The sequence below is a fragment of the Veronia nyctiphanis genome, from assembly GCF_004116385.1.
Classification (GTDB): domain Bacteria; phylum Pseudomonadota; class Gammaproteobacteria; order Enterobacterales; family Vibrionaceae; genus Veronia; species Veronia nyctiphanis.
In genome coordinates, this window is the sequence record NZ_PEIB01000003.1 from 87,723 (window position 1) to 113,383 (window position 25,661).

The 25,661-nt window shown below is 43.3% G+C and carries 21 protein-coding genes and 4 pseudogenes; 15 read left to right on the top strand and 10 right to left on the bottom strand.

Going from position 1 to position 25,661, the window contains the following annotated elements; all coding sequences use genetic code 11:
• The first annotated feature begins 23 nt into the window (after positions 1–23).
• Positions 24–269, top strand: coding sequence for a Rho-binding antiterminator (locus tag CS022_RS04015; RefSeq protein WP_129121205.1), 246 nt, complete (start codon positions 24–26; stop codon positions 267–269).
• Between the two features lie 85 nt (positions 270–354).
• Positions 355–930 carry a gamma-glutamylcyclotransferase family protein gene (locus CS022_RS04020; protein ID WP_129121206.1) on the top strand — a complete coding sequence of 192 codons (576 nt, stop codon included), beginning with the start codon at positions 355–357 and terminating at the stop codon, positions 928–930.
• 63 nt (positions 931–993) lie between these two features.
• On the opposite strand, the gene CS022_RS04025 is transcribed toward CS022_RS04020, so the two are convergent.
• Positions 994–2,016, bottom strand: coding sequence for an OmpA family protein (locus CS022_RS04025; RefSeq protein ID WP_129121207.1), 1,023 nt, complete (start codon positions 2,014–2,016; stop codon positions 994–996).
• Between the two features lie 303 nt (positions 2,017–2,319).
• Positions 2,320–3,008: pseudogene (locus CS022_RS04030) on the bottom strand (DUF2786 domain-containing protein).
• Positions 3,009–3,299: 291 nt separating this feature from the next.
• Here CS022_RS04030 and CS022_RS04035 point away from each other — a divergent pair.
• The 3 genes and pseudogenes from CS022_RS04035 to CS022_RS04045 all read left to right on the top strand — a co-directional run bounded on the left by CS022_RS04035 (position 3,300) and on the right by CS022_RS04045 (position 7,094).
• Positions 3,300–4,229, top strand: coding sequence for a DMT family transporter (locus CS022_RS04035; RefSeq protein WP_129121208.1), 930 nt, complete (start codon positions 3,300–3,302; stop codon positions 4,227–4,229).
• Between the two features lie 107 nt (positions 4,230–4,336).
• A pseudogene (locus CS022_RS04040) lies at positions 4,337–6,699 on the top strand (DNA polymerase II).
• Positions 6,700–6,830: 131 nt separating this feature from the next.
• Positions 6,831–7,094 carry a DUF1289 domain-containing protein gene (locus tag CS022_RS04045; protein ID WP_129121209.1) on the top strand — a complete coding sequence of 88 codons (264 nt, stop codon included), beginning with the start codon at positions 6,831–6,833 and terminating at the stop codon, positions 7,092–7,094.
• Positions 7,095–7,185: 91 nt separating this feature from the next.
• On the opposite strand, the gene rplY is transcribed toward CS022_RS04045, so the two are convergent.
• Entirely contained in the window at positions 7,186–7,464 is a 279-nt protein-coding gene (gene rplY, locus CS022_RS04050) for a 50S ribosomal protein L25 (RefSeq protein WP_129121210.1), read from the bottom strand.
• Between the two features lie 266 nt (positions 7,465–7,730).
• Here rplY and CS022_RS04055 point away from each other — a divergent pair, with 266 nt between their 5' ends.
• The gene (locus CS022_RS04055) at positions 7,731–8,138 is read left to right on the top strand and encodes a hypothetical protein (RefSeq protein WP_201746205.1); all 408 of its coding nucleotides are present in this window, start codon (positions 7,731–7,733) and stop codon (positions 8,136–8,138) included.
• A gap of 17 nt (positions 8,139–8,155) precedes the next feature.
• Here CS022_RS04055 and CS022_RS04060 read toward each other — a convergent pair.
• Positions 8,156–9,879: pseudogene (locus tag CS022_RS04060) on the bottom strand (DEAD/DEAH box helicase family protein).
• Between the two features lie 97 nt (positions 9,880–9,976).
• A complete protein-coding gene (locus CS022_RS04065) occupies positions 9,977–10,444 on the bottom strand; it encodes a GNAT family N-acetyltransferase (protein ID WP_129121211.1) in 468 nt (155 codons plus the stop codon).
• Positions 10,445–10,881: 437 nt separating this feature from the next.
• Between CS022_RS04065 and rsuA the strand changes: the two genes are divergently transcribed.
• The 9 genes and pseudogenes from rsuA (at position 10,882) to CS022_RS04110 (ending at position 19,956) form a co-directional block, all read left to right on the top strand.
• Positions 10,882–11,586, top strand: a complete 705-nt coding sequence (gene rsuA, locus CS022_RS04070; RefSeq protein WP_129121212.1) for a 16S rRNA pseudouridine(516) synthase RsuA — start codon at positions 10,882–10,884, stop codon at positions 11,584–11,586.
• A gap of 178 nt (positions 11,587–11,764) precedes the next feature.
• Positions 11,765–12,967 (top strand): Bcr/CflA family multidrug efflux MFS transporter, encoded by a 1,203-nt coding sequence (locus CS022_RS04075; RefSeq protein ID WP_129121213.1) that lies wholly within the window; start codon positions 11,765–11,767, stop codon positions 12,965–12,967.
• Between the two features lie 4 nt (positions 12,968–12,971).
• Positions 12,972–13,625 carry a DUF2913 family protein gene (locus CS022_RS04080; protein WP_129121214.1) on the top strand — a complete coding sequence of 218 codons (654 nt, stop codon included), beginning with the start codon at positions 12,972–12,974 and terminating at the stop codon, positions 13,623–13,625.
• Between the two features lie 217 nt (positions 13,626–13,842).
• Positions 13,843–14,513, top strand: a pseudogene (locus tag CS022_RS04085) (ABC transporter ATP-binding protein).
• A complete protein-coding gene (locus tag CS022_RS04090) occupies positions 14,494–16,947 on the top strand; it encodes an ABC transporter permease (protein WP_129121215.1) in 2,454 nt (817 codons plus the stop codon). Before CS022_RS04085 ends, CS022_RS04090 begins: the two are co-directional and overlap by 20 nt.
• On the top strand, positions 16,947–18,050 hold the full coding sequence (locus tag CS022_RS04095; RefSeq protein ID WP_129121216.1) for a lipocalin-like domain-containing protein: 1,104 nt from the start codon (positions 16,947–16,949) through the stop codon (positions 18,048–18,050). The genes CS022_RS04090 and CS022_RS04095 overlap by 1 nt, the downstream gene beginning before the upstream one ends.
• Before the next feature lie 345 nt (positions 18,051–18,395).
• Positions 18,396–19,268, top strand: a complete 873-nt coding sequence (locus CS022_RS04100; protein ID WP_129121217.1) for an aldo/keto reductase — start codon at positions 18,396–18,398, stop codon at positions 19,266–19,268.
• 114 nt (positions 19,269–19,382) lie between these two features.
• Positions 19,383–19,706, top strand: coding sequence for a hypothetical protein (locus tag CS022_RS04105; protein WP_129121218.1), 324 nt, complete (start codon positions 19,383–19,385; stop codon positions 19,704–19,706).
• Positions 19,707–19,719: 13 nt separating this feature from the next.
• Positions 19,720–19,956 (top strand): putative periplasmic lipoprotein, encoded by a 237-nt coding sequence (locus CS022_RS04110; RefSeq protein WP_129121219.1) that lies wholly within the window; start codon positions 19,720–19,722, stop codon positions 19,954–19,956.
• Between the two features lie 276 nt (positions 19,957–20,232).
• Here the strand turns inward: CS022_RS04110 and CS022_RS04115 are convergent, their stop codons facing one another.
• The 5 genes from CS022_RS04115 to CS022_RS04140 form a co-directional block, all read right to left on the bottom strand.
• On the bottom strand, positions 20,233–21,327 hold the full coding sequence (locus CS022_RS04115) for an extracellular catalytic domain type 2 short-chain-length polyhydroxyalkanoate depolymerase (protein WP_129121220.1): 1,095 nt from the start codon (positions 21,325–21,327) through the stop codon (positions 20,233–20,235).
• A 781-nt stretch (positions 21,328–22,108) separates the two neighbouring features.
• On the bottom strand, positions 22,109–22,975 hold the full coding sequence (locus CS022_RS04120) for a patatin-like phospholipase family protein (RefSeq protein WP_129121221.1): 867 nt from the start codon (positions 22,973–22,975) through the stop codon (positions 22,109–22,111).
• Positions 22,976–24,036: 1,061 nt separating this feature from the next.
• Positions 24,037–24,345, bottom strand: a complete 309-nt coding sequence (locus tag CS022_RS04130; RefSeq protein WP_129121223.1) for a helix-turn-helix transcriptional regulator — start codon at positions 24,343–24,345, stop codon at positions 24,037–24,039.
• 2 nt (positions 24,346–24,347) lie between these two features.
• Entirely contained in the window at positions 24,348–24,773 is a 426-nt protein-coding gene (locus CS022_RS04135) for a hypothetical protein (RefSeq protein ID WP_129121224.1), read from the bottom strand.
• A gap of 153 nt (positions 24,774–24,926) precedes the next feature.
• Positions 24,927–25,661, bottom strand: coding sequence for a LytR/AlgR family response regulator transcription factor (locus tag CS022_RS04140; RefSeq protein WP_129121225.1), 735 nt, complete (start codon positions 25,659–25,661; stop codon positions 24,927–24,929).

A 25,661-nucleotide genomic window follows, 5' to 3' on the forward strand; every position in this document is an offset into this window, starting at 1 on the left:
AGTTGTTACGATAGGAGCATTTTATGATTAACTGTGACGTTCACGATATTGTCGAAGTGGCATGTGTTTATAAAATTAAGGTAGAACTTTCACTCAGTGGCGGAAAGCAGATAATAGGTGTCGCTACAGATACCAAGGTCACCGATGAAAAGCGAGAGTATATGGTTATAAACTCGGGCAAGCAGTTAGTAGACATAGAGATGGACAGTATAAATAAAATGAAAGCTGTAGAAGTTAATCCCCATTTTGATGAGGTTGAATTTACTTAATCGATATATAGCGAAAATACAGCCAGCGACGCTAAGATCCTATGTTATTGTTAACTGGTAAGTATTGACAAGGATGTTGTGTTGTATGTCAGAAGAACAGATCGGTTGTTATGTATTTGGTTATGGGAGTTTGATTAATTCAGCATCTCGCGCATTGACCGGGCAGACCAGTAAAGCGGTGCCTGTTTACGTCGAAGGTTTGATTCGTCATTGGGGGTATACAGGATCACCTGTTATGTCTCATTTGGTTGTCGAAGTCGGAGAGGGAAGGTGTAATGGTGTGCTAATCGGAATGTCAGCATTGACCCTAAATGAATTCGATATCCGCGAGAAAGGGTACCAGCGCATTAAGCTTTCTCCCGATCAAATTAAGACGCTTGACGCAGATACAGTGATAGATCAACCCGTATACGTCTACGTGACATCTGAAATTTCTCCGCCGTCCTCTCGATATCCGATTGCGAAGAGCTACATTGATACAGTCATCGCAGGTTGCCTAGAATTTGGTGAGGAGTTTGCATCAGCATTTGTGGATTTGACTGAGGGATGGCGATGTCCCTGTGCTGATGACAGGCTTAGCCCATTATATTCACGTGTTGCCGGTGTTGACGATCAGGTTATGTCACGAGTAGATCAAATCCTTGGGTCTCAACTGCCCTAGAGTAACAAAAACCTGAAATTAAAAAACCGCCAATTTCGGCGGTTTTTTAATGCGTAAACGGGTTTACTTTACGTCTTCTTCATACGAAAACTCAGGCGATGTAATTTCTACACGTCTGTTTTTCGCTCGACCTTGAGCAGTATCGTTAGATGCTACTGGATCGGCTTCACCTTTACCTACAACGGTAATTCGATTTGGATCAATCCCGTTAGAAGTGAAGTATTCGGCGACTGTAGTTGCACGCTTCTCAGAAAGTTTCTGGTTAAAACTAGCTTTACCTGTGCTATCTGTGTAGCCAGTAATCGTAATAGTTGACTCGGCAAACGTTTGAAGGCGACGAAGTAGTGGTAGTAGCTCGTCAAGCGCGTTTTTAGAGAGTGAAGAGCTGCTGGTTTTGAACATTTCAACACCGGATGCTGAACTCAGTACAACGCGCTTTTTCTTAATTTCTGGTTTCTTCGGTGGTTCTGGTTTTTTGATTGGTGCAACAACAACCGGCTGAGGTGCTGGTGGCTCTTCCGTTGTTCTTCCAAAGTGTACCGTCATACCGAGATTTACAAAGTGATTATCAACACCGCGGAAGTAATCATCCGTCAGGTCTCTCATCAATTGGTATTCCAATCGAAGGTTGATAAGATCGGTTAGCTGACGGTCATAACCTAGAGCAGCAAGTAACGATGTGCCTTCCTGATCAGCGCCTGAGCCGCCATTCCAATCCCAGCGGCTCACACCCACTTTGGCATAAACATCGCTGACATCATTAATTGGGAAATCTAGTTTAGGGGCAAGTGTAATAGCGGATAATTTGCCGTCTGATTTTACTGCGCCTGCTGTGGTGTTAAATCCAGTTTTGAAACTACCCAAAATATCATAAGACCCTTCAACAGATAATCTGTCATCGAATCCATAACCTAAAAGTAAACCTGCACCCACTTTTTTATCTTTGCAAGGAAGACCAGAAATACAGGCGTCGTCGAGCATAGACATGCCAACCCTTGGCCCGAGATAAAACCCTTCACTGTCGGCAATCGTTGACAGTGGAGTCATAGCGAGAGCCAAGCTCAGGCTAATTACCGATTTATTCATCAATGTTTCTCCGTTTTAATAGCGTGAGATGCCTGCTCTGAAATTTTATTGCATGCGCAAGAAACTATTACAATGATAGCAACTTCCTGAAAAAAAGCTCAGAGCAGCCGTAAAGCTATGTCTTTTCTATCCCATCTACAAGTCGAGTTACTGACAAGGGTTGTTTTTTAACAGAAAAACACTCGCCCTGAGACGAGTGTTTCAGATGTAATAGCAACTTTTTGATTCAAGCGTTGTCGGAGGGGGCTTTTGAGCTTCCGAAGAATGTTTGGTAAATCGTTAATTATGTTAGCAGAAGTTAAATTAACCGATCCTTTTGACGTCTTTGGTGCCAGAAACTGGCCTACTGACAGAGACTTGCCGGCCTTTTTTCATTCCTTTTTCATAGTCGTCCGTGATCGCACCCATAGCTTCTTTCAACTGTTTCTTAAATGTTTCACGGTCTATGTTTTTGAATTCGTTATCAATGTAGTTCTTGATCTTCTTATCAGAGCCTTCATCGTTTGCAATGTTTGGTAATTTTTCCAATGCACCTTCAAGCCAACCGATAGTGTAAGATCTAACACGCCTCGCTAGCTCGCTTTGTGATGTCCCAGACCCAGCAAAGCTGTTTCGAAACTGACCAACATTTTCGTTCATTTCACGATAAACGATATCAAACGCAAATGCGGCAAAAATGGCTTTATCAGCATCACCAATAAATTCGGCAATTTTTAAGCTTTATGATTGATCAAGACACATTCAACGCCAAAACGGCTATTAATACCACGAATTATCTTTAGAATTGCGTCACTTATACTCGAGGGAAGTAAGGTTTCAGAGCGGGTTTTTCCCATGCTGATAAAATCAATATCGTCTTGATCAAGACCATATTTCTTCATCAACCTTTGTGCCATTTTGATAGCCTGAGCAGCTTCATTGATATTGGCAGAATTACCAAGTTCCAAACACTTAGCAATTTTTTTCAAGGCTTTACGTTTAGCTTCTGACATCTATATTCCCAAGAAAAATTCAGGGGGAACATTTTACCCCCAATACTAAAAATTACAAAGCCTGTAGGTTAAACAATACAGCGATGGAAGCGAAAAATTACTGATATAGCGTGTTGTGGTTGGAGCATTTGCAAGATGGGAATTGCGCAATATCTCCAAACTAAACTCACGATGTCTCAATCCTTTGAGTATATGATGATGCGTATTTATTTATAAATTAGTGAATAGAAAATTGTTCGGGTCGGTCAATTAAGTGGGACAATAAAAATATTATTAGTAAGGATACAAATTATGTTTGGGGAAGTAGGCTGGCAACTCAAAAAATTTTTTATGGCATTGCTGGCTTTGGTTTTTTTCGCCGCAAACTCAGTTCTTTGTCGGATGGCTCTTACTGACGAGGCTATAGATCCAGCGACCTTTACATCAATTCGGTTGGTTGCTGGCGCATTAGTTTTGTATGTCATCTTACTTTTCTTCCCTGTCGCAGAAGGAGGTGGTGCTGCAGTTGCGAACCACCAATCTGGACGACGAAACATCTTTCAGTCACCTGTAGAATCGTGGCTCGCTGCCGCTATGCTGTTTTTATACGCATCATCGTTTTCCTTCGCATATATGTATCTTGATACTGCGCTGGGAGCGCTGATCCTATTTACTTTTGTTCAGCTAACCATGCTTACATATGGCCATTATCGAGAAGGCGGGATTACAGGCCTCGAAATTATTGGAGTCCTGATATCAATAAGTGGCCTGGGCTACCTTGTGTCTCCCGGCATTCAGTCTCCTGATCCTCGAGGAATTGTGCTAATGGCCGTGTCAGGAATAGCTTGGGGCGGCTATAGCATACTAGGCAAAAAGACCTCAGACAGTCAGGTTTCTTCAAGTAGCATTAATTTTCGTCTGAGTCTGGCTTTTGTTCTTCCTATGTTTTTGCTTTGTCTTCCAGCAATGAAAATGACGATGGAAGGGATCTTTCTCGCGATTGTGTCCGGAGCGTTGGCGTCAGCGGTTGGGTACGTTATCTGGTATTGGGTCGTAAAGCAGTTTAAGGCTGCACAGTCTGGCGTGATGCAATTGTTGGTACCAATTTTTGCTGCGGTTGCGGGCTACATGTTGATGGACGAAATGATCAGTCAGCGTTTAATGATTGCGGCTTCAGTCATCTTGTTAGGTATCTTGGCTACCTTTCTCGGTAAACGCCAAGTGAAGGAGTCGTTGGAATGATTCGCTTCATTTGCAGGCATTAAGCCGTTCAAAGCACCTAAATTCATAGTAACTCAGTACATATTTTCATAAACTTAGTACGTTAACTATTGAGTTTTGAGGTTGTTTTGTCGTTTGAAAAAGGCTTTGTCATTAGTCGTCACAGCAGAGATTTGGGTCGAGTCACCGAAATCGTACTGTGGCTTCAGACCGACGTGGGACCTGTAAAGCTTGTCGTCACTGGAGAAAAGCCCGTCTTTTTTGTCCCATCGATAGATACAGATGCAGCGCTGGATACGCTAAGTCATATCAATATCTACCCTGAACGAAAACAACTCGAGTTATGTGATTTTGCTTATCAGGCTGTCACTGCTTTGTACTTTTCGACGATTGGAGACGCGCAGCGGGCGTCCAGACATTTGATCAGTGAAGGCTTTGATCCGTTTGAAGCTGATGTGCGTTTGACTGACCGCTTCCTTATGGAACGATTTGTCTGCGGGGGAGTGATGTTTGCTGGCGAAAGAGTGGTTAAAAATGGCTTTACAGAAATACGTAACACCAAGATTAAGGCCGCTGATTATCAAACGTCCCTGACCCGTGTGTCGCTTGATATTGAGTGTTCAGAAAAAGGCGTTTTATATTCTATAGGCTTGGATAGCCTAATGGATAGCCGTGTAATTATGATCGGCAAACCGCCTGAAGATACCTCAGAACTTTCATGGATTGAATGGGTAGAGTCTGAAACTGCATTGTTGAAAGCGTTGTGCCGTTGGTTTGCTACTTACGACCCTGATGTTGTCGTAGGTTGGAGTGTAATTGATTTTGATTTTCGTCTGCTAATGAAACGGTCAGCCGTTAATCGCGTCCCACTGACGTTAGGGCGAGGTAAAGAGAAAGCACATTGGCGTGATAGTAATACGGGTAGGCAAGGTTTCATAACGATTCCAGGTAGAGTCGTTATTGATGGTATTGATGCGCTTAAAACGGCCACCTATAACTTCAGTTCATGGTCCCTCGAATCTGTCTCTCAGCAAATGTTCGGAGAAGGAAAAGCGATTGACAACCCTCACGATAGAATGGCCTCAATCAATCGTATGTTTGCTGAGGATAAACCTGCGCTTGCGAAATATAACCTGCAAGACTGTGTTTTGGTCAATCGAATTTTCGATGAAACCAATTTACTGGATTTTTTAGTTCAAAGAACGCGATTAACGGGTATCGAGCTTGATAAAGTGGGTGGCTCAGTCGCTGCGTTTACCAACCTCTACCTCCCGAGACTGCATCGCGCAGGCTACGTTGCACCGACACTTGCGAGTGAGAATTGGATAGCCAGCCCTGGCGGTTATGTAATGGACAGTAAACCCGGGATATATGACTCCGTGGTTGTACTCGATTTTAAGTCTCTTTACCCCTCTATTATTCGTACATTTCTGATAGACCCATTAGGCTTATTGAGGGCCTCAAATCTGAGGAGGACGGAGAGGCCGTTCCGGGATTTAGAGGAGGGGTTTTCCATCGCACGAAACATTTCCTCCCAGCCATGATTGAAGACTTGTGGCGAGCAAGAGATGAGGCTAAGCGTCAGGGAGAAAAGGCGTTTTCGCAGGCGATAAAGATCATTATGAACTCCTTTTATGGTGTGTTGGGTTCCTCAGGATGTCGCTTCTTTGATCATCGCTTGGCATCTTCCATCACAATGCGTGGCCACGAAATCATGAAAAAAACCCGAGAGCTGATTGAGAGCAGAGGCTATGAGGTCATATATGGCGATACGGATTCAACGTTCGTTTCTTTCGGCAGAGCATACTCGCAAGAAGAAGCTGACGAGGTCGGCGCAGAACTTTCAGAGTTCATAAATGGCTGGTGGGAAGAGCATCTGAAAAGAGATTTTCAATTAGATTCGGCGCTCGAAATAGAGTACGAAACACATTACCGTCAGTTTTTAATGCCAAAAATTCGCGGTCAGGATACAGGCAGTAAAAAAAGATACGCTGGCTTAATAGATAAGGATGGCAAGCGTGAAATTATCTTTAAAGGGCTTGAGACAGTAAGAACGGACTGGACACTGTTGGCACAGGAGTTTCAGCAAACCCTATATAAAAAAGTCTTTGATAAAGAAGATATCGACGAGTATGTTCGCCAAATGGTGGAGGACACGCTCAATGGGCACATGGATGACAAGCTGGTCTATCGCAAGCGTCTCCGTAGAAAGCTGGATGAATATCAAAAGAACGTACCTCCACACGTTAGAGCAGCACGGAAAGCAGACGAGATCAATAAAAGACTCGGTCGACAGTTACAGTATCAAAAGGGTGGCTGGATTGAGTATGTTATTACACTCCAAGGCCCAGAGCCGAAAGAGGGCCTTGAAAGTGGTATCGACTATCAGCACTACGTTGATAAGCAACTTAAGCCAATAGCTGACGGCATTCTTCCTTTTATCGGGAAAGACTTCGCTTCTTTATCCTTGCCACAGCTGGGGCTCTTTTGAACACACGAAAATGGTTGAAAGAAGCATTAGCGTGAGTTGGGATAGCGAGTGATTTAGCTTTTTCCGCCAATTTGCATTGCTTTCTTCTTAAATTGTGGCTTGAATGAAATTAAGAGGACGAAGGAGTACGTGTGGAGCAGTTAGATTTTTTCGATGTTCCCAGCCCATGTGTGGGAGTTTGTCAGGTCAACAATAAAGGCTACTGTAAAGGATGCTTTCGCAGTCGCGACGAAAGATTTCATTGGAATGACTTCAACAATGACCAGCGACGACATGTTGTTAGGCTTTGCCGCCAGCGCTATAACCGAATTTTGAGATCGAAACAGGCCAAACAAAACGCCATTAAAGTTGTTGAAGAAGTGTCACCGCAACAATCGTTGTTTGATGATCTCTGAATAGTTTTAATGACTACATATAAAAAAAGCGCCCTTGGGCGCTTTTTTTATTCAGACACAAAAGTGTTGAATGAATTGGTGTCAAACGCAATTAGATGCGGATAAAGTCCATGTGCATAACTTTTGGCTTGAACGGGTGACGTTGAATGTCCTGAGGCTTCACGTTCACTTCTTTGCCATCGATAACCAGAGTGATCGCATCGTAGAAACCAGGCTTGTCCATCTGGTTGATCACTGCGCTGTGGTCCAGAGCGATTGCAACTGCTGCTTCTTTACCGCCGTATACTACAGCTGGGAATTGTTCAGCGTGACGCAGGCGGCGGCTCGCACCCTTACCCTGCTCAGTACGTACTACTGCTTCGAATTTCATAATCAATACTCTTAAAGTAGAGTTAAAAACAAGTACCAAATTTAGCGACCTAACTCGGTACCACACAAATTGAGCGCGGATACTAACATCAGTATTTTTGAATGACAAGTATATTGAGGCTCTGCGTCTGTTTTTTACTTACAAAGCATTTGTTTGGCGTAAAAGTGTCCAACTTTATTACGCTTTTCTTCCTAAACCTGTTACATCAGTCTTTGCTGCGTTTAGGCGAGAATACTGCGGATAGTGCGTCCGAGAGAGTCTAAACCGTGGCAAAAACAAAAGTCTGGCTATTTCGCCTTGATCACATGTATCGGTATTCACACCCGGAATTTGAAGGTGTCATTTTCAAAAACGACTGGTTAATGATTAAGGACACGACGCTAACGATTAACGCTGGCTATGCATGGGACGGAGCAACGCCAAAGTGGCAGCCGTTTGGTCTGTTTACTGTCGGCACGCCAGATGGTGCTTTGAGATTCAACCTACCTTGGACGTATCAGGCAACACTGGTTCATGACGCGTTAACGCAATTTAGGGACACATTGCCTCTCTCAAAGCGACAAGTAACCCAAATTTTTGATGACCAGTTGTACGAGCTTAAATGGCCACTTCGAAAGCTTTATGTCTGGGCCGTTGATAGATTTGGACCACAAGACTTTGCGGGCGATAGATGACGTTGTTATTGTGTTTCCTACGTCACGTCGAAAATCTTGTCGCGGATTGCCCAGAACCTGCCATTCTTTCTTGCGACCACAAAATCAGGTTGCCGCAATCGATGCTCGGACTTCACCACTTTTGATGGTGCAGTGTCGGTGAATGGACGGTGACGATCAACGAGGTGTAGATTGATAAATTTGGCTAAAAAGTCTTTCTTCTGGCGTTGTGTTGCCAATTGCCATACTTCGTGTACTTCAGCGCCTTCATTACCAGTATAAGTCACTTTAAGTTGTGGTTTTCCGTGCTTATTTTTCCCGGCCGTTAATGACATATCTGTGCAGGCAAGGATGAGCGCGTCTTTCAGTTTTAGCGCATCTCGAAGTTTTTTATCTGGATCGACCAACGTATGGTCGCATTGGTGGCATCTCCGCGCTGCAATATCGTTATCGGCTCCGCATTCGTCACAAAACTTTGCTCTGAAGCGGTATCCGCAGATCTCCCGCTCTCCGTCCTGTTCGAAGAAACCCTGACAGCGTCTTCCGTAATGTTCAATCAGAAAGCCATTGTCGTCCAATTTCCCCCAAAAGTTATTGTTAAATCCACAGCCAGGGCAGGGTACGGTGACAATTTCGCTGTCACTGTCGGGCTTGGGTTCACCTATTTCGGGTTGATACAGATCGTAGACGTTGCCAGCGTAGTCGAGGATAAGGCAGTCTTCTTTGCCAGGCGACAACCTGAGCCCGCGACCAGCGATTTGTTGATAAAGGCTGATAGACTCTGTGGGCCTTAAAATGGCAATTAAATCTACATGTGGTGCATCAAACCCTGTGGTCAACACAGAGACATTGACTAGATATTTTATTTTCCGCTGCTTAAAGCTCTGGATTATTCTATCGCGCTCATCTTGTGGTGTGTCACCAATCACCAAAGCTGATTCCTTTTCGGGCAACAGCGCCAAGATTTCCTGCGCATGCCTGACTGTTGCTGCAAACACCATGACGCCTTGTCGGTCTTTAGCGTAATTTAAAACCTGCTCAGTGATTTGAGGCGTTGCGCGTGGAGCATTCGCAATGACTTTATCGAGTTCCGCTTCTTTATAATGCCCGGAAGACGAGGCCTTTAGCGCTGAAAAGTCATAGCTGAGTACTGGTGCGTCGAGCAGTTTTGCTTCAGTCAGAAAGCCTTCATCGAGTAAATAGCGAATCGGAAGTTCAAAAATACAATCGTGGAAAAATCTGGGCTGCTCGCTTCTCACTCTGCCTGCAGTATGGAATTGATAAATCCATCCCATACCAAGCCGGTAAGGGGTTGCAGTCAGCCCTAGTACTTTTATTCCACCATTGACCTCTTGCAAATGAGAGATGACCTTTCGATAACTGCTGTCTTTGTCATCCGGTACGCGATGACACTCATCAATGACCAAAAGTGAAAACTTCTCTTTGAAGGCATCGAGGTTTCTTACCACTGACTGCACGGAGGCAAACACCACTTTGTGATGGCTTTCTTTGCGGCCTAAACCGGCGGAGAATATGCCTGCCTCTAAGCCATATCCCTCATACTTTTCGTGATTCTGTTCAACGAGTTCTTTTACATGGGCCAAGACCAATACACGACCACGAGCCAGTTTTGCTAACTCAGCGATGACAAGGCTCTTCCTGCTCCCGTGGGCAATACGGCGACTGCGGGACGGTGGTGTTGACGGAAATAATGAACAACAGCTTTGACAGCATCGGACTGATAAGGGCGAAGGGTATACATAATTGATTTATCAAAAGGCAGCGCAAAGGCTGCCAAGTTTATCTTTCCAGGGGCTTTCTTACCAACAATAATGCTAACGAATTATTGGCTGGGGGCACTAAGAATTGATGCGTTTTGACATAATGCAATGCTGCCGACGAGGTATATAATTGAACTGCTCGTAAAATTCTCTGGCACCACCGTTGCCGATATTCACCTCAAGTACAATCGCGTTGCAATTTTTCTGTTTTACTTGTTCTTCAAGCATAGGTAACACGTGAGAGCCGACGCCTTGTCGCCGCCAGTCTTTGTTGAGAAATATTTGATCGATAACTGCTATCAATCCACCAAATTCAATGCTGAAACTGTAGCAAATGACGACGAAACCAGCGATATCTTCGTGTCCATCTTGATTGACATGGACCAGAAAAACGTCGCCATGCGTAGGGGTATTGATCAAGTATTCAAATGCTTTCTGGGAATGCTCAGGGTTGAAAGCAAGTACTTCATGGTCATGCTGCTCTTGCGCTAGTTTTATTAGTGAGTGCATGGTGTCCACAGAAGGCCGTTTCAAAGAAATATTCATAAACTATTCCTGCTAATAAGTTTAGATGTCAGATATGTGCAAAGTGCACAGAAAATATGACTTCCTGTCAAAACTTCAAGTAAATCTGACATTCATAAGTTATAGAAACTTGATTGCTGTACTGCAAGATTGCGAACCATTTCTTTCGTTTCACTCACTATCCAAAATCGCTAATTGTGACCTAAATTTCATATGGTTAGTTATTGAGCAATCGAGTGCTGTGCTTTTAACGTAAGATTCTCTCTCATCCAGAGATATAAGAGCAACACATAGTGAATTAGTTTCAATACCCCATGTAAATATGAGGTTGATCTAGTAAATGTTACGTCTTCATGCATCGAAAGAGCGTTCTTTACAGCGGCGATATTATTGATTCAGTCTGCCTATTTGAAATTTTATGTATATAATGCCGCGTCAATTTTACATGCGGAAACACAATGATAAGACTGGATAAATTTCTCTGCGAAACGCTGGGCGTGACAAGAAAACAGGCGGGTAAGGTATTAAAAGAAGAGCGAGTCTGCGTTGACGGAGCTCCGGTAAAAAATGGTGCGCTGAAAATTCAGAATGATGCTGACGTCGAGTTTGATGGTATGCCACTCACGTTAAGCGGACCAAAGTATTTTATGATGAACAAGCCGACAGGCTATGTTTGTTCTCATGATGATGCTTTCAATCCAACTATCTTTGTTCTGCTTGATGAGATTGGCGCAGAAAAACTGCATATTGCTGGTCGACTTGACGGTGATACAACGGGCCTTTTACTGCTGACCGATGATGGTCAATGGTCTCACAGAGTGACATCGCCAAAACATAAATGCGATAAAACCTATCGAGTCTGGTTGGCAGACGCAGTGAGCCAAGACACTCAGAGTCAGTTCATAGAAGGGGTGCAGCTCAGAGGCGAGAAAGATTTAACCTTGCCCGCCCAGATGGAAAAAGTCGCAGATGATGAAGTGTTGTTAACAATCCATGAAGGAAAATACCACCAAGTAAAACGCATGTTTGCCGCTGTTGGAAACAAGGTTGTGGGCCTACACAGAGAGCAAGTGGGAGATTTGATTCTTGATCCTGATTTGGAGCCGGGCGAATACCGACCATTGACTGAAGAAGAAATCGCTTCATTTCTGCCTAAAAATTAGCTATTTCGGTGCTTTTTGACGGCAAGTGTAAAATATGTGTTTACAATTTCACTTTACAGGCCGTCATCTTACCCATCGAGAAACGTATTCTTTCCTAATTGGAATTAATGGCGTGTTAACATCCTTATGAGTCAGTAGTGAGAGATAACTCACGTCTTTTGTCATTATAAGGGTAGTCATGACAACGAAAACGTTAAATCAACCGATGGAGCAGTTCAGCACGCTTCTTATCATCATTCTTGGGTCTTTGGCTGCTATCACACCCTTGGCTATTGATATGTATTTGCCTGCCATGCCGGACATCGCCAATGATTTGGGCGTAATGTCCGGTTCGGTTCAGGGTACTTTGGCGTCTTACACCGCCGGATTTGCGGTCGGCCAGCTTGTACACGGACCGCTTTCAGACAGCTACGGCAGACGCAAGATCATGCTTGGTGGTGTCTTCCTGTTTATGGTGGGTGCAATATTCTGTGCCATGACAGAAAGCATTGAGCAACTCACCATTGTTAGGACAATTCAAGGCTTTGCAGGTGCAGCGGCGGCTGTTGTCGTTCAGGCATTGGTTCGAGACCTTTTTGATCGTGAACAATTTTCACGAACCATGTCATTTATTACATTGGTAATGACGGTAGCGCCTTTGGTCGCACCTATGCTGGGTGGTCATTTATCGGTTTGGTTTGGCTGGCGTTCTATTTTCTGGGTACTGGCCGGATTTGCGTTGTTTGTCATTGTCATGGTGGCAATATTTATTCCTGAAACACTGAAGCCTGAAGCACGTAGGTCACTAAATTTTAAAAGTGTTATGCGCAATTATGGCAGCCTACTTTCCAATCGTGCTGTTCTCGGATATTTGTTGTGCTCGGGCTTCTCGTTTGCAGGTATGTTTGCTTTTCTTACGGCAGGTTCATTTGTCTACATTACCTACTACGGATTAAGTCCTGACGATTTTGGCTATGTATTTGGTCTGAACGTTGTTTGTCTGATTATTATGACCATGGTTAATGGCAAGTTTGTCACACGTATGGGATGTCAGGCGATGTTGCAGTTTGGCCTTGGTGTTCAGCTTTTTGCGGGTATTATTTTGCTGGCGGCGCAGTTTCTGGAGCTGGGTTTCTGGGGAACGGCAATTCCGGTAATGATGTTTGTTGGCGGTATTTCAATGGTTGCAAGTAACATCTCCGCGAGTGTGATGTCCGAATACCCGGAAATAGCTGGTACGGCTGCGTCATTAATGGGGACAATGCGTTTTGGAGTGGGTACAATCATCGGCCTTATTTTGTCCCTGATCGCAGTTGACTCTCCTTGGCCAATGGTGCTTGCCATCACAGCATGTAGTGTCTTGTCATCGGGTTTTTATTGGTTCCTAGCAAGAAACTCTTAATCGAATGAACTACGTTGAGGAAATTCAGCGCCTCGTAGATACGGCGCTGAATGAATTAGAAAAAGCCATTAGCGAAAAAAAAATCCAATCAGGGCCTGTGAGCGAAGAAGCCTTTCTGTGCCGTTGGATTGCACAAGCTATTAAGAAGCAACGATTTGGCAACATCGTTGCGCGAGAAATGACAACCTGGTTACAACAGGGACGGAGCATGGGTAAACATGCGAACGTTAAAGGGCATTTACTGCATATTCAAAATGTTTATCAGCACTTTTTTCCGGATGGTGAGCCGCCAGCACCAGTTACTCATCGTCAATTTGAAGAACTTATCGCGAGTTTAGACAATGAAGAATGGATGGTTCATACCGAGTATGAAATTAACCGTAAAGTACGGGTGATTTCTGATGGTTTGTATTCGTTCGCAGTCTGCAGTGAAACTATGGTGAAGGCATTCGACGGGCGAGGCGTGTTGGTCAAACCGCTGAGTCTTTTTGTTCGATGCCCTGAACCAATGTTCGTTAAGCTAGCCACAAAGCAGAACCTGTTGGTATCTAAAGTCTCTGATTACAAATCGATTGTTAAATATCACGCTGAGTATATGCTTTGGCCTGAGAATCGTGCGACCTGTCTCGCAGTTCTCCCCGAAGAGATGAAAGTGTGATTAAAATCGCATAAAATCCCCACCTAATATAAGCCGCCTAGTATACCTAGCTGGCTTTCTTGCTAGATATCTCAAACCGTGATGGAAAATCACCTCTACAAAGTGTAAAAATTAGAACACTAGCATGTCATCTAGAGGTTGCAACAATGAGCAAGGAATGCCAAACGTCGACCCTAGGTTGAAATCAACGCCATCAAAAGCAAATACAGAGGACGTCATGTTAAAGCTGGCCCGCCTTTGCAAAGGGTATCAGGATGGAGAGGAGTACCATTCTGTCTTGCAAGGAACCACATTTGAATGCCAAAGGGGCGACAAAATTGCGTTGATGGGTGAGAGCGGTTCTGGCAAAAGTACCCTACTCAATCTGATCGGCGGTCTCGATTTTGCCGATAGCGGTGAGATATGGATTGATAACCAGTCAATGCATGATTTATCAGAGCGAGCCCGAACCCGCTTTCGTCGCAAAAATATCGGGTTTATTTTCCAACAATTTAACCTCTTACCCACACTGACCATTAACGACAACATTCGCTTTTCACGACAACTCAAGGGACTAGCTGAAAATGATGCGCTATGGCGAAAGATCATTTCTGCGCTTGATCTTCGCCCTCTCCTCAGTCGTTACCCGGAAGAAATTTCCGGTGGGCAACAGCAAAGAGCAGCAATCGCACGTGCGCTGTATATGGAGCCTAAACTGCTGCTGGCAGATGAGCCGACAGGCAGCTTGATGAACGAAATGCTGATGTTGTCATGAGCTTGCTTCTGTCACTGACTGAATCATTAAATGCCACTTTGGTTGTGGTAACACACAGTCCGGTAGTCGCAGAGAACTTTGACACCAAATATCTCTTGCAAGGCGGTACATTGAATGTTCGGCACAGTAGCTAAAGCACTGTGGGGGCATTATCGCCGCCACCCGATGCAAATTATCCTTGTGCTTCTTGGACTGACTCTTGGCGTTGCTTTGCTGGTGGGGGTAATGTCAATCAATGAACACGCGCAACAAAGCTATAAACGCGGCGAGCGAATGTTCTCCAATCCGTTCCCTTACGTTCTTCATCCTATTAACCGCGGCGACAGGATCAGTGAAGACTTCTATATTTCGTTGCGATTGCAAGGCTTTAAACAGTGCGTACCCGTCGACTCCATTGAGGTGATGACCAAAGAGGGAAGGGATATGCGTCTTACTGGATTGGATTATATTGCTTTTCTCAACCTCGACAGCTTCCAGAAAAACGGCCCTCGTCTGTTCGACCTCAATCGTGGAAATGACACGATTTGGGTGAGCCATGAGCTTGCTAATCACTTTAGCTGGCAGCAAGGCGAGTACATCCAGCTGATTAATGGACAGAGAATAGGCCCGCTTGAGTTAATGAGCGAAGATAGCCTGACCTCTGGAATACGATTGTTTACAGACATTTCAGTACTTAGAAAGTTGAGCCCACACAGTGGGTTTAGCCAGATATATTGCGGCAAGCTTTCTGAGGAAGAAAGACAACAGATTAAGCATCAGGCTCAGAATGGAGTGACCCTGTCACGCACTGAGTCTGCAGAATTGGCACCCCTTACTCGAGCATTCCACCTAAATTTATTGGCTATGGGACTGCTTGCCTTTGTTGTGGGCTTATTTATTTTTTATCAGGCGATATCTCTGTCGTTAACGCAAAGGCAACCACTAGTAGGTACCTTACGCCAGCTTGGGGTTTACCGTTCTGTCTTGGCTTGGGTCATTATTGTAGAAATGGCGCTTCTACTGATTGTTGGGCTTGGCCTCGGTAATGTGATTGGCGTCTTTCTTGCCAGCAAACTGCTACCGACGGTAGCGACCACGCTCAATGATCTTTATGGCGCCAATATCTCTTTAGCGATGCATTGGCAGTGGGAGTGGGGCGCATATAGCTTGCTTTTAGCTCTCTCAGGCATTGGCCTCGCGTCGTTTTGGCCTTCATTAAGGTTGTTACGCACTGAGCCTTCGAGGCTAGCCAAATCAGTGTATGTCGTCGGCTCTTTGTTTACGGAGTTTAAGTGGCAAGCATTACTGGCATTTGTTCTCCTTTGTGTCACGTTGGTCATTAATGTTCTGCCAGAAAGTCTTGAACAGGGATTTTTGCTGGTTGGGTTAACACTACTTTGCGGAGGCCTATCTCTACCATTTTTCATGGGTAAATCCTTCCAGTTTTTTGCTCGCTTCACACGTTCAGCCAAGCTAACGTGGTTCTTTTCTGACGCATCGGCAAGCCTCAGCTTCCGCGGTATTGCTGCTATGGCATTCATGATGGCAATTGCAGTCAATATCGGTATGGAGACAATGATCGGTAGCTTTAGACATGCCACGGAATCTTGGCTCGAAAAGCGTCTGGTTGCTGATGTATACGTACGTTCTGAAAAAGCCAAAATGCGTGAGTTGAATTTATGGATGAAATCTCAACCTGAAATTTATAAGAGCTGGGTGACGTGGAAGAACGAACTTGAGTACGGTGACGGTGCAATAGAGGTGGTATCTCTAGGTACAAGTATAGAAGAGCGAGAGTCTCTGGTGTTAAAGGATCGACAGGCAGACTTCTGGACTGTGTTTCATACCGAAAAGTCGCTGCTTATCAGCGAGTCTTTGGCGCAGAGACTAGACGTTAATGTGGGCAGTAATATCGAATTACCTCCTCCTTTTGGTCCGGGCTGGCAGGTCAGTGGTATTTATTTGGATTACGGTAATCCGCGTGGTCAGGTAATGGTATCTGTTCGCTCCAAACTGATACCTTGGATCTCTAATGGCAGTGGAGACTTTGCCATTCTGTTCAAAGAGGGCATTGAGCCTGATGAGGTTATTGCACGCATGCAAAAAACCTTTGATTTACGTGATAACCAGATAAAACATCAACACGATATCCTTGAACGTGCCATGGTGATATTTGACCGCACTTTCTCCGTCACAAATACCTTGAGTACATTAACTCTCATCATCGCCTTATGTGGCCTGTTTTTCGCAACACTTGCAACTGAATTCTCCCGGCAACGGCAATACGCATTGCTCAGATTCTTAGGTATTTCCGGTCGTAACCTTGCCTTCCTTGGAGGCGGTCAGCTGGCGGTCATCGGATTGTTCTCTGCGTTGTTTGCTCTACCGCTTGGTCTTCTTATTTCCGAATTATTACTTAATGTGGTTATCAAATATTCCTTTGGCTGGACGATGTCTCTGACGTACTTTTTGTCATCCTACGCGATAACACTCGTCGCAACGATTATTACGCTGTTAGCGGCTGGTGCTTGGCCAGTCTGGCGGCTCATCAAACGGTCAGCGGTATCGTCGATGCGTGAGGCATTGTAGTGAAATTTAGTTTTTCCGATCTAAAACGTTTAATGATTGGTGTGGTGTTCAGCCTTTCGGTTATTCTGCTGATTTTGCTTATCCGCTCGTTCGAGCCGCCTAAAACAAATCAAATTGCCAGTTTACTTTCCAGTTCCTCTGCAGAGGGATTTTCTGCTGTTACGCCGGGTTACGTAATGACTTTCCCCGATGATTTTGGCGCACATCCATCATTTCGGCATGAATGGTGGTATGTCACGGCAAATCTCAAAGATGAAAGTGGCAACAGATATGGAATACAGTGGACCTTGTTTCGCTATGCGTCATCACCAGACACTGGTGAAAGGTGGAACAGCAATCAGGTCTACATGGCACATTCAGTGTTGACCACTGAAAAAGAGGTCTATGCCTTTGAGCGCTATGGCCGTGGGGGGATCGGACAAGCAGGAACACAGGCTAAACCGTTTGCGATTTGGCTTGATGATTGGCGTATGCAATCTGAGAGTGAGCAGCCATTTCCAGCAGCAGTAACAGCAGGGGAAGATGACGTCAGCTACCGATTATCACTCACACAAACACTGCCGCCCGTTCTCAATGGTGACAAAGGGTATAGCAAGAAGCATGTGGACGACTTTGCATCTTACTATTTCAGTGTGCCAAGGATAAACATTAAGGGAACCATCAATATCGGAGGTCAATCCGTTGATGTCTCTGGCTTAGGTTGGTTTGATCGTGAATGGGGAACACGAGAAATGTCACCTTCACAAAGAGGGTGGAGCTGGTTCTCAATGCATTTGGATGACGGCAGCTCGTTAATGATTGCTGAATTGAGGGGAGAACCTGACAATTTTGCGTTCGGAACCTACATATCATCGAATAGCGACGTTTCAATACTGGGGACGGAAGATATTCTGTTGACGCCAGTAACCTACAGAAAGGTCAAAAAAGACAAGCATGTTCCACTCACTTGGAAGATAACACTCAAAAACCTTGATAAACAATGGGAAGTTCGAGCACTCAATCACCAGAATTGGCTGGATTTCTACTTTCCATATTGGGAGGGGCCAACGGTTATCTCTGGTAGTAGCACAGGGACAGGCTTTATGGAGCTAACTGGATACTGAATGAGTTAACCGTTTAAAATTTAAAGTGAATTTAATGTAATTCAGAGCACTATATTGGAATTATTATTCTGTACGGTATCCAATCAAGCGTTCCAATGATCACAATTCTGAATACTGACACAGGCTTGGCCATATCTCTTCAACACCCTCAAAAAACTCATAAGGCCTATATTTTAGCGCCTGATGTCGTATGCGTCGGTAAAATCAGCATTAACCTCCGCCGGACAATGTAAGCTTGAACACTTATCCTGAATATGCCCAAGTTTGTATTCGAGCCCCTGACGACTAGCTTTAATCTATGTCAGAAATGGGCTTGTTAAAGATAACCTCAGCAAGGAGCGTTCAATGTTGCCGATAGTGCTTGGAACTGCCAAATTCGATACATTTCAAGACAAAGAGTCCAGCTTCCGATTACTTGACACATTTGTTGAGGCAGGAGGCCGACGTGTTGATACTGCAAATAACTATGCTTGCTGGCACCCAGAGGGCCATGGTGGTGAGAGCGAGTCATTGATTGGTGAGTGGCAGACTGAGCGTGGAAGAGACAATATTGAGATTATGACCAAAATTGGTGCGCTTCCTCTTGATGGACTGACATATCAACACCTTGATGGTCTCTCCGCCAGCAACATTAATGCGTCTGTTGATGGATGCTTAAATCGTTTGAGAACAGACTTTATCGATGTGTTGTATGCACATGTCGATGATAAAAGCACGTCGCTGGAAGAAAGTTGGATGGCGTTGTCAAACTTGGTCAAACAGGGGGTTGTAGGGCAGTTAGGGATATCAAACTATTCCGCAGAACGGGTAATCGAACTTGAGAACCTGATTAATGAGAAAGATCTCGTGCCTTTCAAGTTTGCTCAATACCGTTATAGTCTGATCAGCCCAAACTACGATCGAGACTTCGCCCCTCAGATACTGCTCAATGAAAAGCTGAATGATGTGCTCCACCAATCAGCATTTAACCCCGAAATTCTTACCTATTCAGCCCTGCTAGATGGACATCTTGAAGATGATCCTGACGAGCTGCCATCAGACTACGATAATTTGCTAAATAGTATTATGGTTGAAGAGTTGCAAGCTGAAGCTCAGCAGCTCAATGTCTCTGTTGCTGCACTGATTTTAAAAACAATTAGTGATTATGGGTACACACCGATTACAGTCTCATCAAAACCAGAGCGTATGTTAGACAATCTCGCACTATTTAAAATTTAAGGCTGATTTTGAGCTCAATTGGATGCGGTTTTATTAATCGTATGATAGTGTTCAATGCCATAATGAAAGTGCAGAAACTTCTGTATATCATCAAATTGAGACAGGGCTAATATAATGAAAAATGTACTGATGTCTCTGGCTGCTATTCTTGCATTGTCTGGCTGTTCTTCATCACCAGACCCCGTTGATGCGAGGATTGAAGCTGCTATTAAGCTCTGTCAAAGCGATAGCGCGAAAGCCTTTTCACAAACACAAGATGGATTTAGGGTGATGTGCCACGATGGGAGTTCTTATATACTTCGTGGAGGCGTGGGTATTGAACGCGTTACTGAGCTAGACAAGGTTTATTGCTCAAGCATGGGGATTAGAAACTTGGAGTCTGATAAAGACGGCGACATAAAGTTGTCCTGTAAAGACGGCTCCAACTACGTATTATAATTGGGAGATACCAATGAAAAAAGTCATTTTGGCGCTAACCACTGCGGTAGTAATAGCAGGCTGCTCAGGTCTTGAGACTGCAGAATCAATGCCAAACCCTGATCAGCGTGTTGTTGACGGCCGATTAAATATCTCTACTGACCTTAACGCCACATATTGTGAAGGCAAAGGCTTTGAGAAATTTTTAGAAAGAGAGAAATTTTATACGTTTACATGTAAGGGCGGTACATTCTTTAATATCCCTAAATAGACTCTCAATATTCCAATTCTTTTCTAAAACGCTGGGTTTTCCCGGCGTTTTTTGCTTCTTTGGTTTACCTTTTTGATTGAGTAGACAGAGCTAGGATAAATAATTAAAAGCTTAGATTGGAACGGTTTAGGCTAACTATCCAGAATCGCGTAATTTATCACTTTGAAAATACAGGAAGATATGAGTGCCACTGGTTTTGATTATTTGCAGGATAGAGGGCGGGCGACCAATTGCACGTCAAAATCTTCAACGTGCAATTGCCCATAATAAAGCAGATCAAAATTGAAGCGTTTTCTTTGCCGTTAAGTGTGAAACCATGTTGTTGACAGCCTTGAGCTGGCGACCTGATTTTAAAGTGAAATCAGCATCAGTGTATCCCCACCAATCCCAACAACTATGAGGGTTTAGGCTCACGTAGCTAATTTTTGCTTGGGGATAGAGAACAACAATGTCATTTGCTTCTGCCCATTCATTGTATCCTGTCAGTCTGGGATAGCTGTCCTTAGGTGAGCCGCTCTGCAAGAATTGATCTGCGCTTTGTTTACAACCATGAAAAGCAATATGAAGCCTACATCCTGCTTTTTCTGCGCATCCCTTAGGTACATAGATAAAACCTTCGTCGGCCATGTATGGGTAAGTGTCGAAAAATGGCTTTTGATCGAATTTGAACAATCGATTTGACGTGTTTTCCTGCGAGGCTCTCATATTGAGAGACCCATACAGATGAGCAAAAATTTCTTTAGCAGTATCGAAGTCATCGGCACAATGATTGACGAAGGGTCGATCTGTCTCATCGCATGAGTTGGTATTGTCCTTGATAAATGAAACGAATCCATGGCCAGCGGGTTGATTATACTCATAAGCCAGATTGCTCTCTTTGACTCCAAGCTCTTGATAGTATTCAAAGAGGGAGTCCATAACCTGACGTTTGACTTTCTTGTCCTCGGTTCCGCTGAATAGCCAAACCTTCTGTTCTGCAATGTGGCGTGTGCTATCTATCTTGCCTGCTTTAGCATTACTGAGTGTGATTTCATGGAGGTCACTAACGTTGGCTTTTTCATTCATGCAGTTATTAGCTTGCTGAATTTGGCCATTAATACTGAAATACCATCCCAGTTCGGTAGAGTAGGGCTTAACGCAAGAATAAGGTACCCCTGCAATGACACCAATGCCCTTTACAGAAGCTGAAAAAGCCACACCATACTGAACAGCCATGGCACCACCAGATGAAAGCCCTGATACGGTAACTGAATGCGTATCAGCGCCTAATCGAGGCAGGCAGTCCTCACAAGGCAGCTCCTCTGTAGCATGTATCGTTTGTACGTTGACCAATATACTGACGAAGGCAAGCGCTTTAAATCTATTATTCATTTTATGTCCATTTATTAACAAATAAGAAAATAAAAAGATGTCTATTTATAAGCTAGACGAAAGAGGACATACAATTTTTATGCCTAATACGATGCAGAGATGCAAATTTTTTATTTAAAGTTGTTCAAAAATATATCTGGATAAATATCTCATAGATTTATTGATATGTGGTTTTTAACTTCATCTACAGGGTGAAAATCGAACAATAATGCTTGATTTTAATTATATGTGAGGTTTGTTATTTAAAAAGTAATAGTGTTATTGTAAAAAGAGAATACGGTTAGGTGTAAATCACTTCCGTATTGTTAAAAGAGATGTGGTCAATTTAAATCAGTCTGATAAGTGAGAGTGTTACACACATTAAAATGTCCAGTTTATCTTAAAATTATTTATTTTTGGACGGAACTGTCCTTGTAATAAAATAGTTCCCTACAGAATTTTATTTTGCACTAAGTTGTTTCACGTTGTTTAGCCTCAATGATTAGAGTATCGGGTCATCTATCAAAAATGATAAAAATAACTGAGTTGTAATTAATGAGATCATGCAACAGTTAAATATCTTTTTTGTAGAATATATGCCTGCTATATTCGGTTAACAAGGCGGAGAAGCACAATTTTAATGCGTACAGGAGAAGCATCCATTGTTTATGACATGTTACTTTGGCAAATTAACATCTCCGTTTATGCTTCTATCAGCCTTCTTTTATTGAGTGTTCACTGAAAATATCAGCATTACAAAGTAGAGAGCGTTGTCACGAGGACACCATAAGCGAAATTTAGCTCACATAGTGGTAAGTAACTGATTCCATTTAGTAATAGCCGTCTTACCTGCATCGAGTCCGAGCTGATAAGCTTTTTTGAGTTGTTCGGTTGACGTGCTCAAGCGGGTTAATTTGAATGCATCAGGGGGACAAATCTGCAGAATTTGCACTCCATTTGGTGGACTTTTGATTAGATCAATGGCCTGATTATATCGGATATAGCGTGTCATCATTGGTTCGATAAGAGCGGGTGTTTTGTTGAGCATAGGTTTCATAATGCAATCAAGTTTTCCTCTTGATTTTCGGTAGCTATCTGGACGACTGCGTAATACCATGATTTTTGATGCGCCACGTTTGATGGCTTCTGCTACTGGAATGGCATCTGAAACGCCGCCGTCAACATACCCATGCCCTTTTTCAAGCGTCACTCCATTTCTATATAGAATAGGTACTGCACTGCTTGCTTTCATTGTCTTAAGCAGACTGTCTACGGCGGGAGTTAGGTATTCAGCTTTACCCGTATCTTTTCTTGTGACACCAAGGAAAAAAGGGCGTTTTTCTGTCTCCAACTGTTTCTTATCTATACCCAGTTCACTGTCCGTAATATCCCACATCCAGTCAAGATCAATACCGTGTCCACCACGGATAAACTTTCGTACGGAAATAAATTCTCTTCGTAGGCTGTAATCAAGATAAATTTTTGCGTTTCTTCCGGGCATATTCGCTAAATATGCGGCCAGATTGTTTGCGCCAGCCGACACACCCCAAAAGCTGTCAAAGGGCGAAAATTCCTGATGGAGAAAATGATCGAGAATTCCACATGAAAAAACGCCACGCATTGCACCACCTTCAACGATTAAAGCTGCGGCACCAATTTTTTCTGTCATTTATTTTCACTTCCTTTACTTACTTTTCTAGTGCCTATCATATTCTCTTCATTCAAAATTAAATAGCTCAATTGCGATACGAATAATTATGCATTTAAGTGTTATTCATTTGGTTGCAAAAATTGATGTTAAACCTCTATCAGAAATATATATTTAAAAATTATACATACTCCTTCACTCAGGCTTGTGCACATTAGCTCATCTGACATATTGGTAGTTATGTTATGGATAAAGTCGACCTGGATTAGGTAAAGTCAACACATCAACTGTATTGTAAATAAATCGAAAAGACATGATCAAAGAAGGGAGTGACATAATATTTTTTTATTTATTTTCTATTGAATTTAAATTAAATATTAGTTCGGTAAAGAAGTTGAAAACTAATCATGAAATAAATATCGATGACGGCATGCGTTGGATAGAGCATTTGATTGCTAGATATCTTGATAATAGAGGGTTTTTACAGCTTATGTACTAATTTAAGATTAAGTCATTTTAGTTTTTTAGATGCTATTATGCCGTTTACATAATGCACCATTTATAAATACGGTACATTATGATCGAAATGATACTTCGCTTTATCACGACAATTAACTACGTTCTATTTCGTCCATACGTGTTTCATGGGCTAAGATCGCATCTGCTTGTTCTCTAGGCGTATTTAGCTTTTTCAAGGCGCCGTCCAACATCAGGTCCAAAGTGTCAATAGTCTTCGCTCGCCTGAAATAAATAAGCCAGTCAGTGCGGCTGGTGGGTAAAGTACTTTCCATACGTCCATTTAAATTATAAAGAAGGAATGATTTGGTGGTTGTTGCTCAGATAACGGGAGCATAGAACATGCCGAACAGATAGTAAACAAAAAATTACTAATGGGTATTTATGCGGACTATTTTTATATGAATTTTTTATTTTTGAAACTGACATTTTCGCTTTCAGGCAAATGTCTAGATTCGATATTCTATTGGTGATCCCGGATTAAGATTTTGTCTTACTGTGCTGAGAGTATGCAATAAGCTAACCCTGATATGCACTTTGGGCCTGATTGATTCAGACCCGTTGGTTTAGAATGTAATCAGTATCAAAGTGATTGATATTCCAGTGATGGCACCCAGTAGAAATATCACGAGCGCTACATTTAAAGAGATGTCAGTAGTGCCTTTTACGGATTTTTTATCTCGTGTCGGCACGATGCTTTCAATGTTGGTTTCAAAAACGGCACTGAGACTTAGAGCCGTTTCCTTTGATGCTACTCCCTGGTTCTCAACACGTTGAATTGTTCTCAGGCTTAAGCCACAGGCCTCTGCAAGGTGCTGTTGCGTCCATGCTTTCGAAGATCGAAGGTGCTTTATTTTCTCGGCACATATTTCCATCGCTACAGAATGCCCTCAAGAAATGGCACAAGAAAGTAGCTACCTATAAATCCACCGATTAATCCGCAGAAAAAGAACCATGTGATAGCTTTCCAGCCTTTTATTTCAAAGCCTAACACCGATAATGTCGTGGTTTTTATTTCTTCATCTACGTACTCGTCATCTATAAATAATTTACAGTGATAAGTGAGATTCATGAGGTTGACTTTAAATTCTATCCGGATATCTGTGCTTTTAAATGAAAAGCGATGTAATGTCAGGAGTCGGCATGCACCTTTCTTACTCATCAATTTTCCATTGACATACACGGTTTGATTGCCCGATGTGTGACTATGAAAAACGCGAACATCTAGGTTCTCTAAGCAGTATTGATACCAGAGCCCTTTGACCGAATCGCTAGGTAAGGCAGTGCTGTCTGAGTATTCCATAATTTGCTCCAAGCTCGTTTGTAGTGACGTTGAAACAAACTAAACCTCGTTCGACGTTGCTAAACCACGCCTCAATGATGACAGTCCTCTCCATGTCGTATGACAGTCAATGTGTCATTTGTATAAGTATCTGAAATAAATAATAAAAAACTATCAAGTGTCGAGAGTTGCCTTTAGTTTTTCAGCGCCGCTTCGGCTTGTCGAAAGTTCTGTACTGCTGTTGTCGTTTAAGATGACCATCAACTTTCCGTTAAACCAACGCTGCACTTCTTTTATTTTGTCGATATTGACGAGATAACTGCGGTGAATTCTCACGAACTGGTTAGCATCAAGTTTTCGTTCAAGTTGATCGAGCGAATCACTCAGGGGTTTTTCGCTACTTTCAAGGCAAGCAAATGTGACGCCTTGTTCAGCTTTGATGTAGTCAACATCAGCCGGGTCGAGGAGAGTCATCCTTTCTCCGGCTTTGCTAACCAGCCTCCGGGGTGGCAGAGGTAATGCAGGCTGAGCCTTTTCTATCGATTGAGGTTGAGCATCTGCTGTACCCGAAACTTTCTCGATAGCTGCTTTTAGCCGCGATAGCGGGTAAGGCTTGAGAAGGTAGTCGACCGCATTCTGTGAAAATGCATCAACGGCATGATCTGAATAGGCCGTGGTGAAAATTATTTTGGGTTGATGTTCAAGTAGCGCCAGTACGTCCATGCCGTTGATCAGCGGCATTTGGATGTCTAACAATGCTAGGTCCGGTTTTAGCTGATTGATCATTTCAATAGCTTCCTTACCGTTGGTGGCTTCCCCGACAAGTTTGATGCCGCTCAGCACGGATAACTGGCCTTTTAGTTTTTCAAGAGCGGGTTTTTCATCTTCCGCAATGACAATTGAAATCAT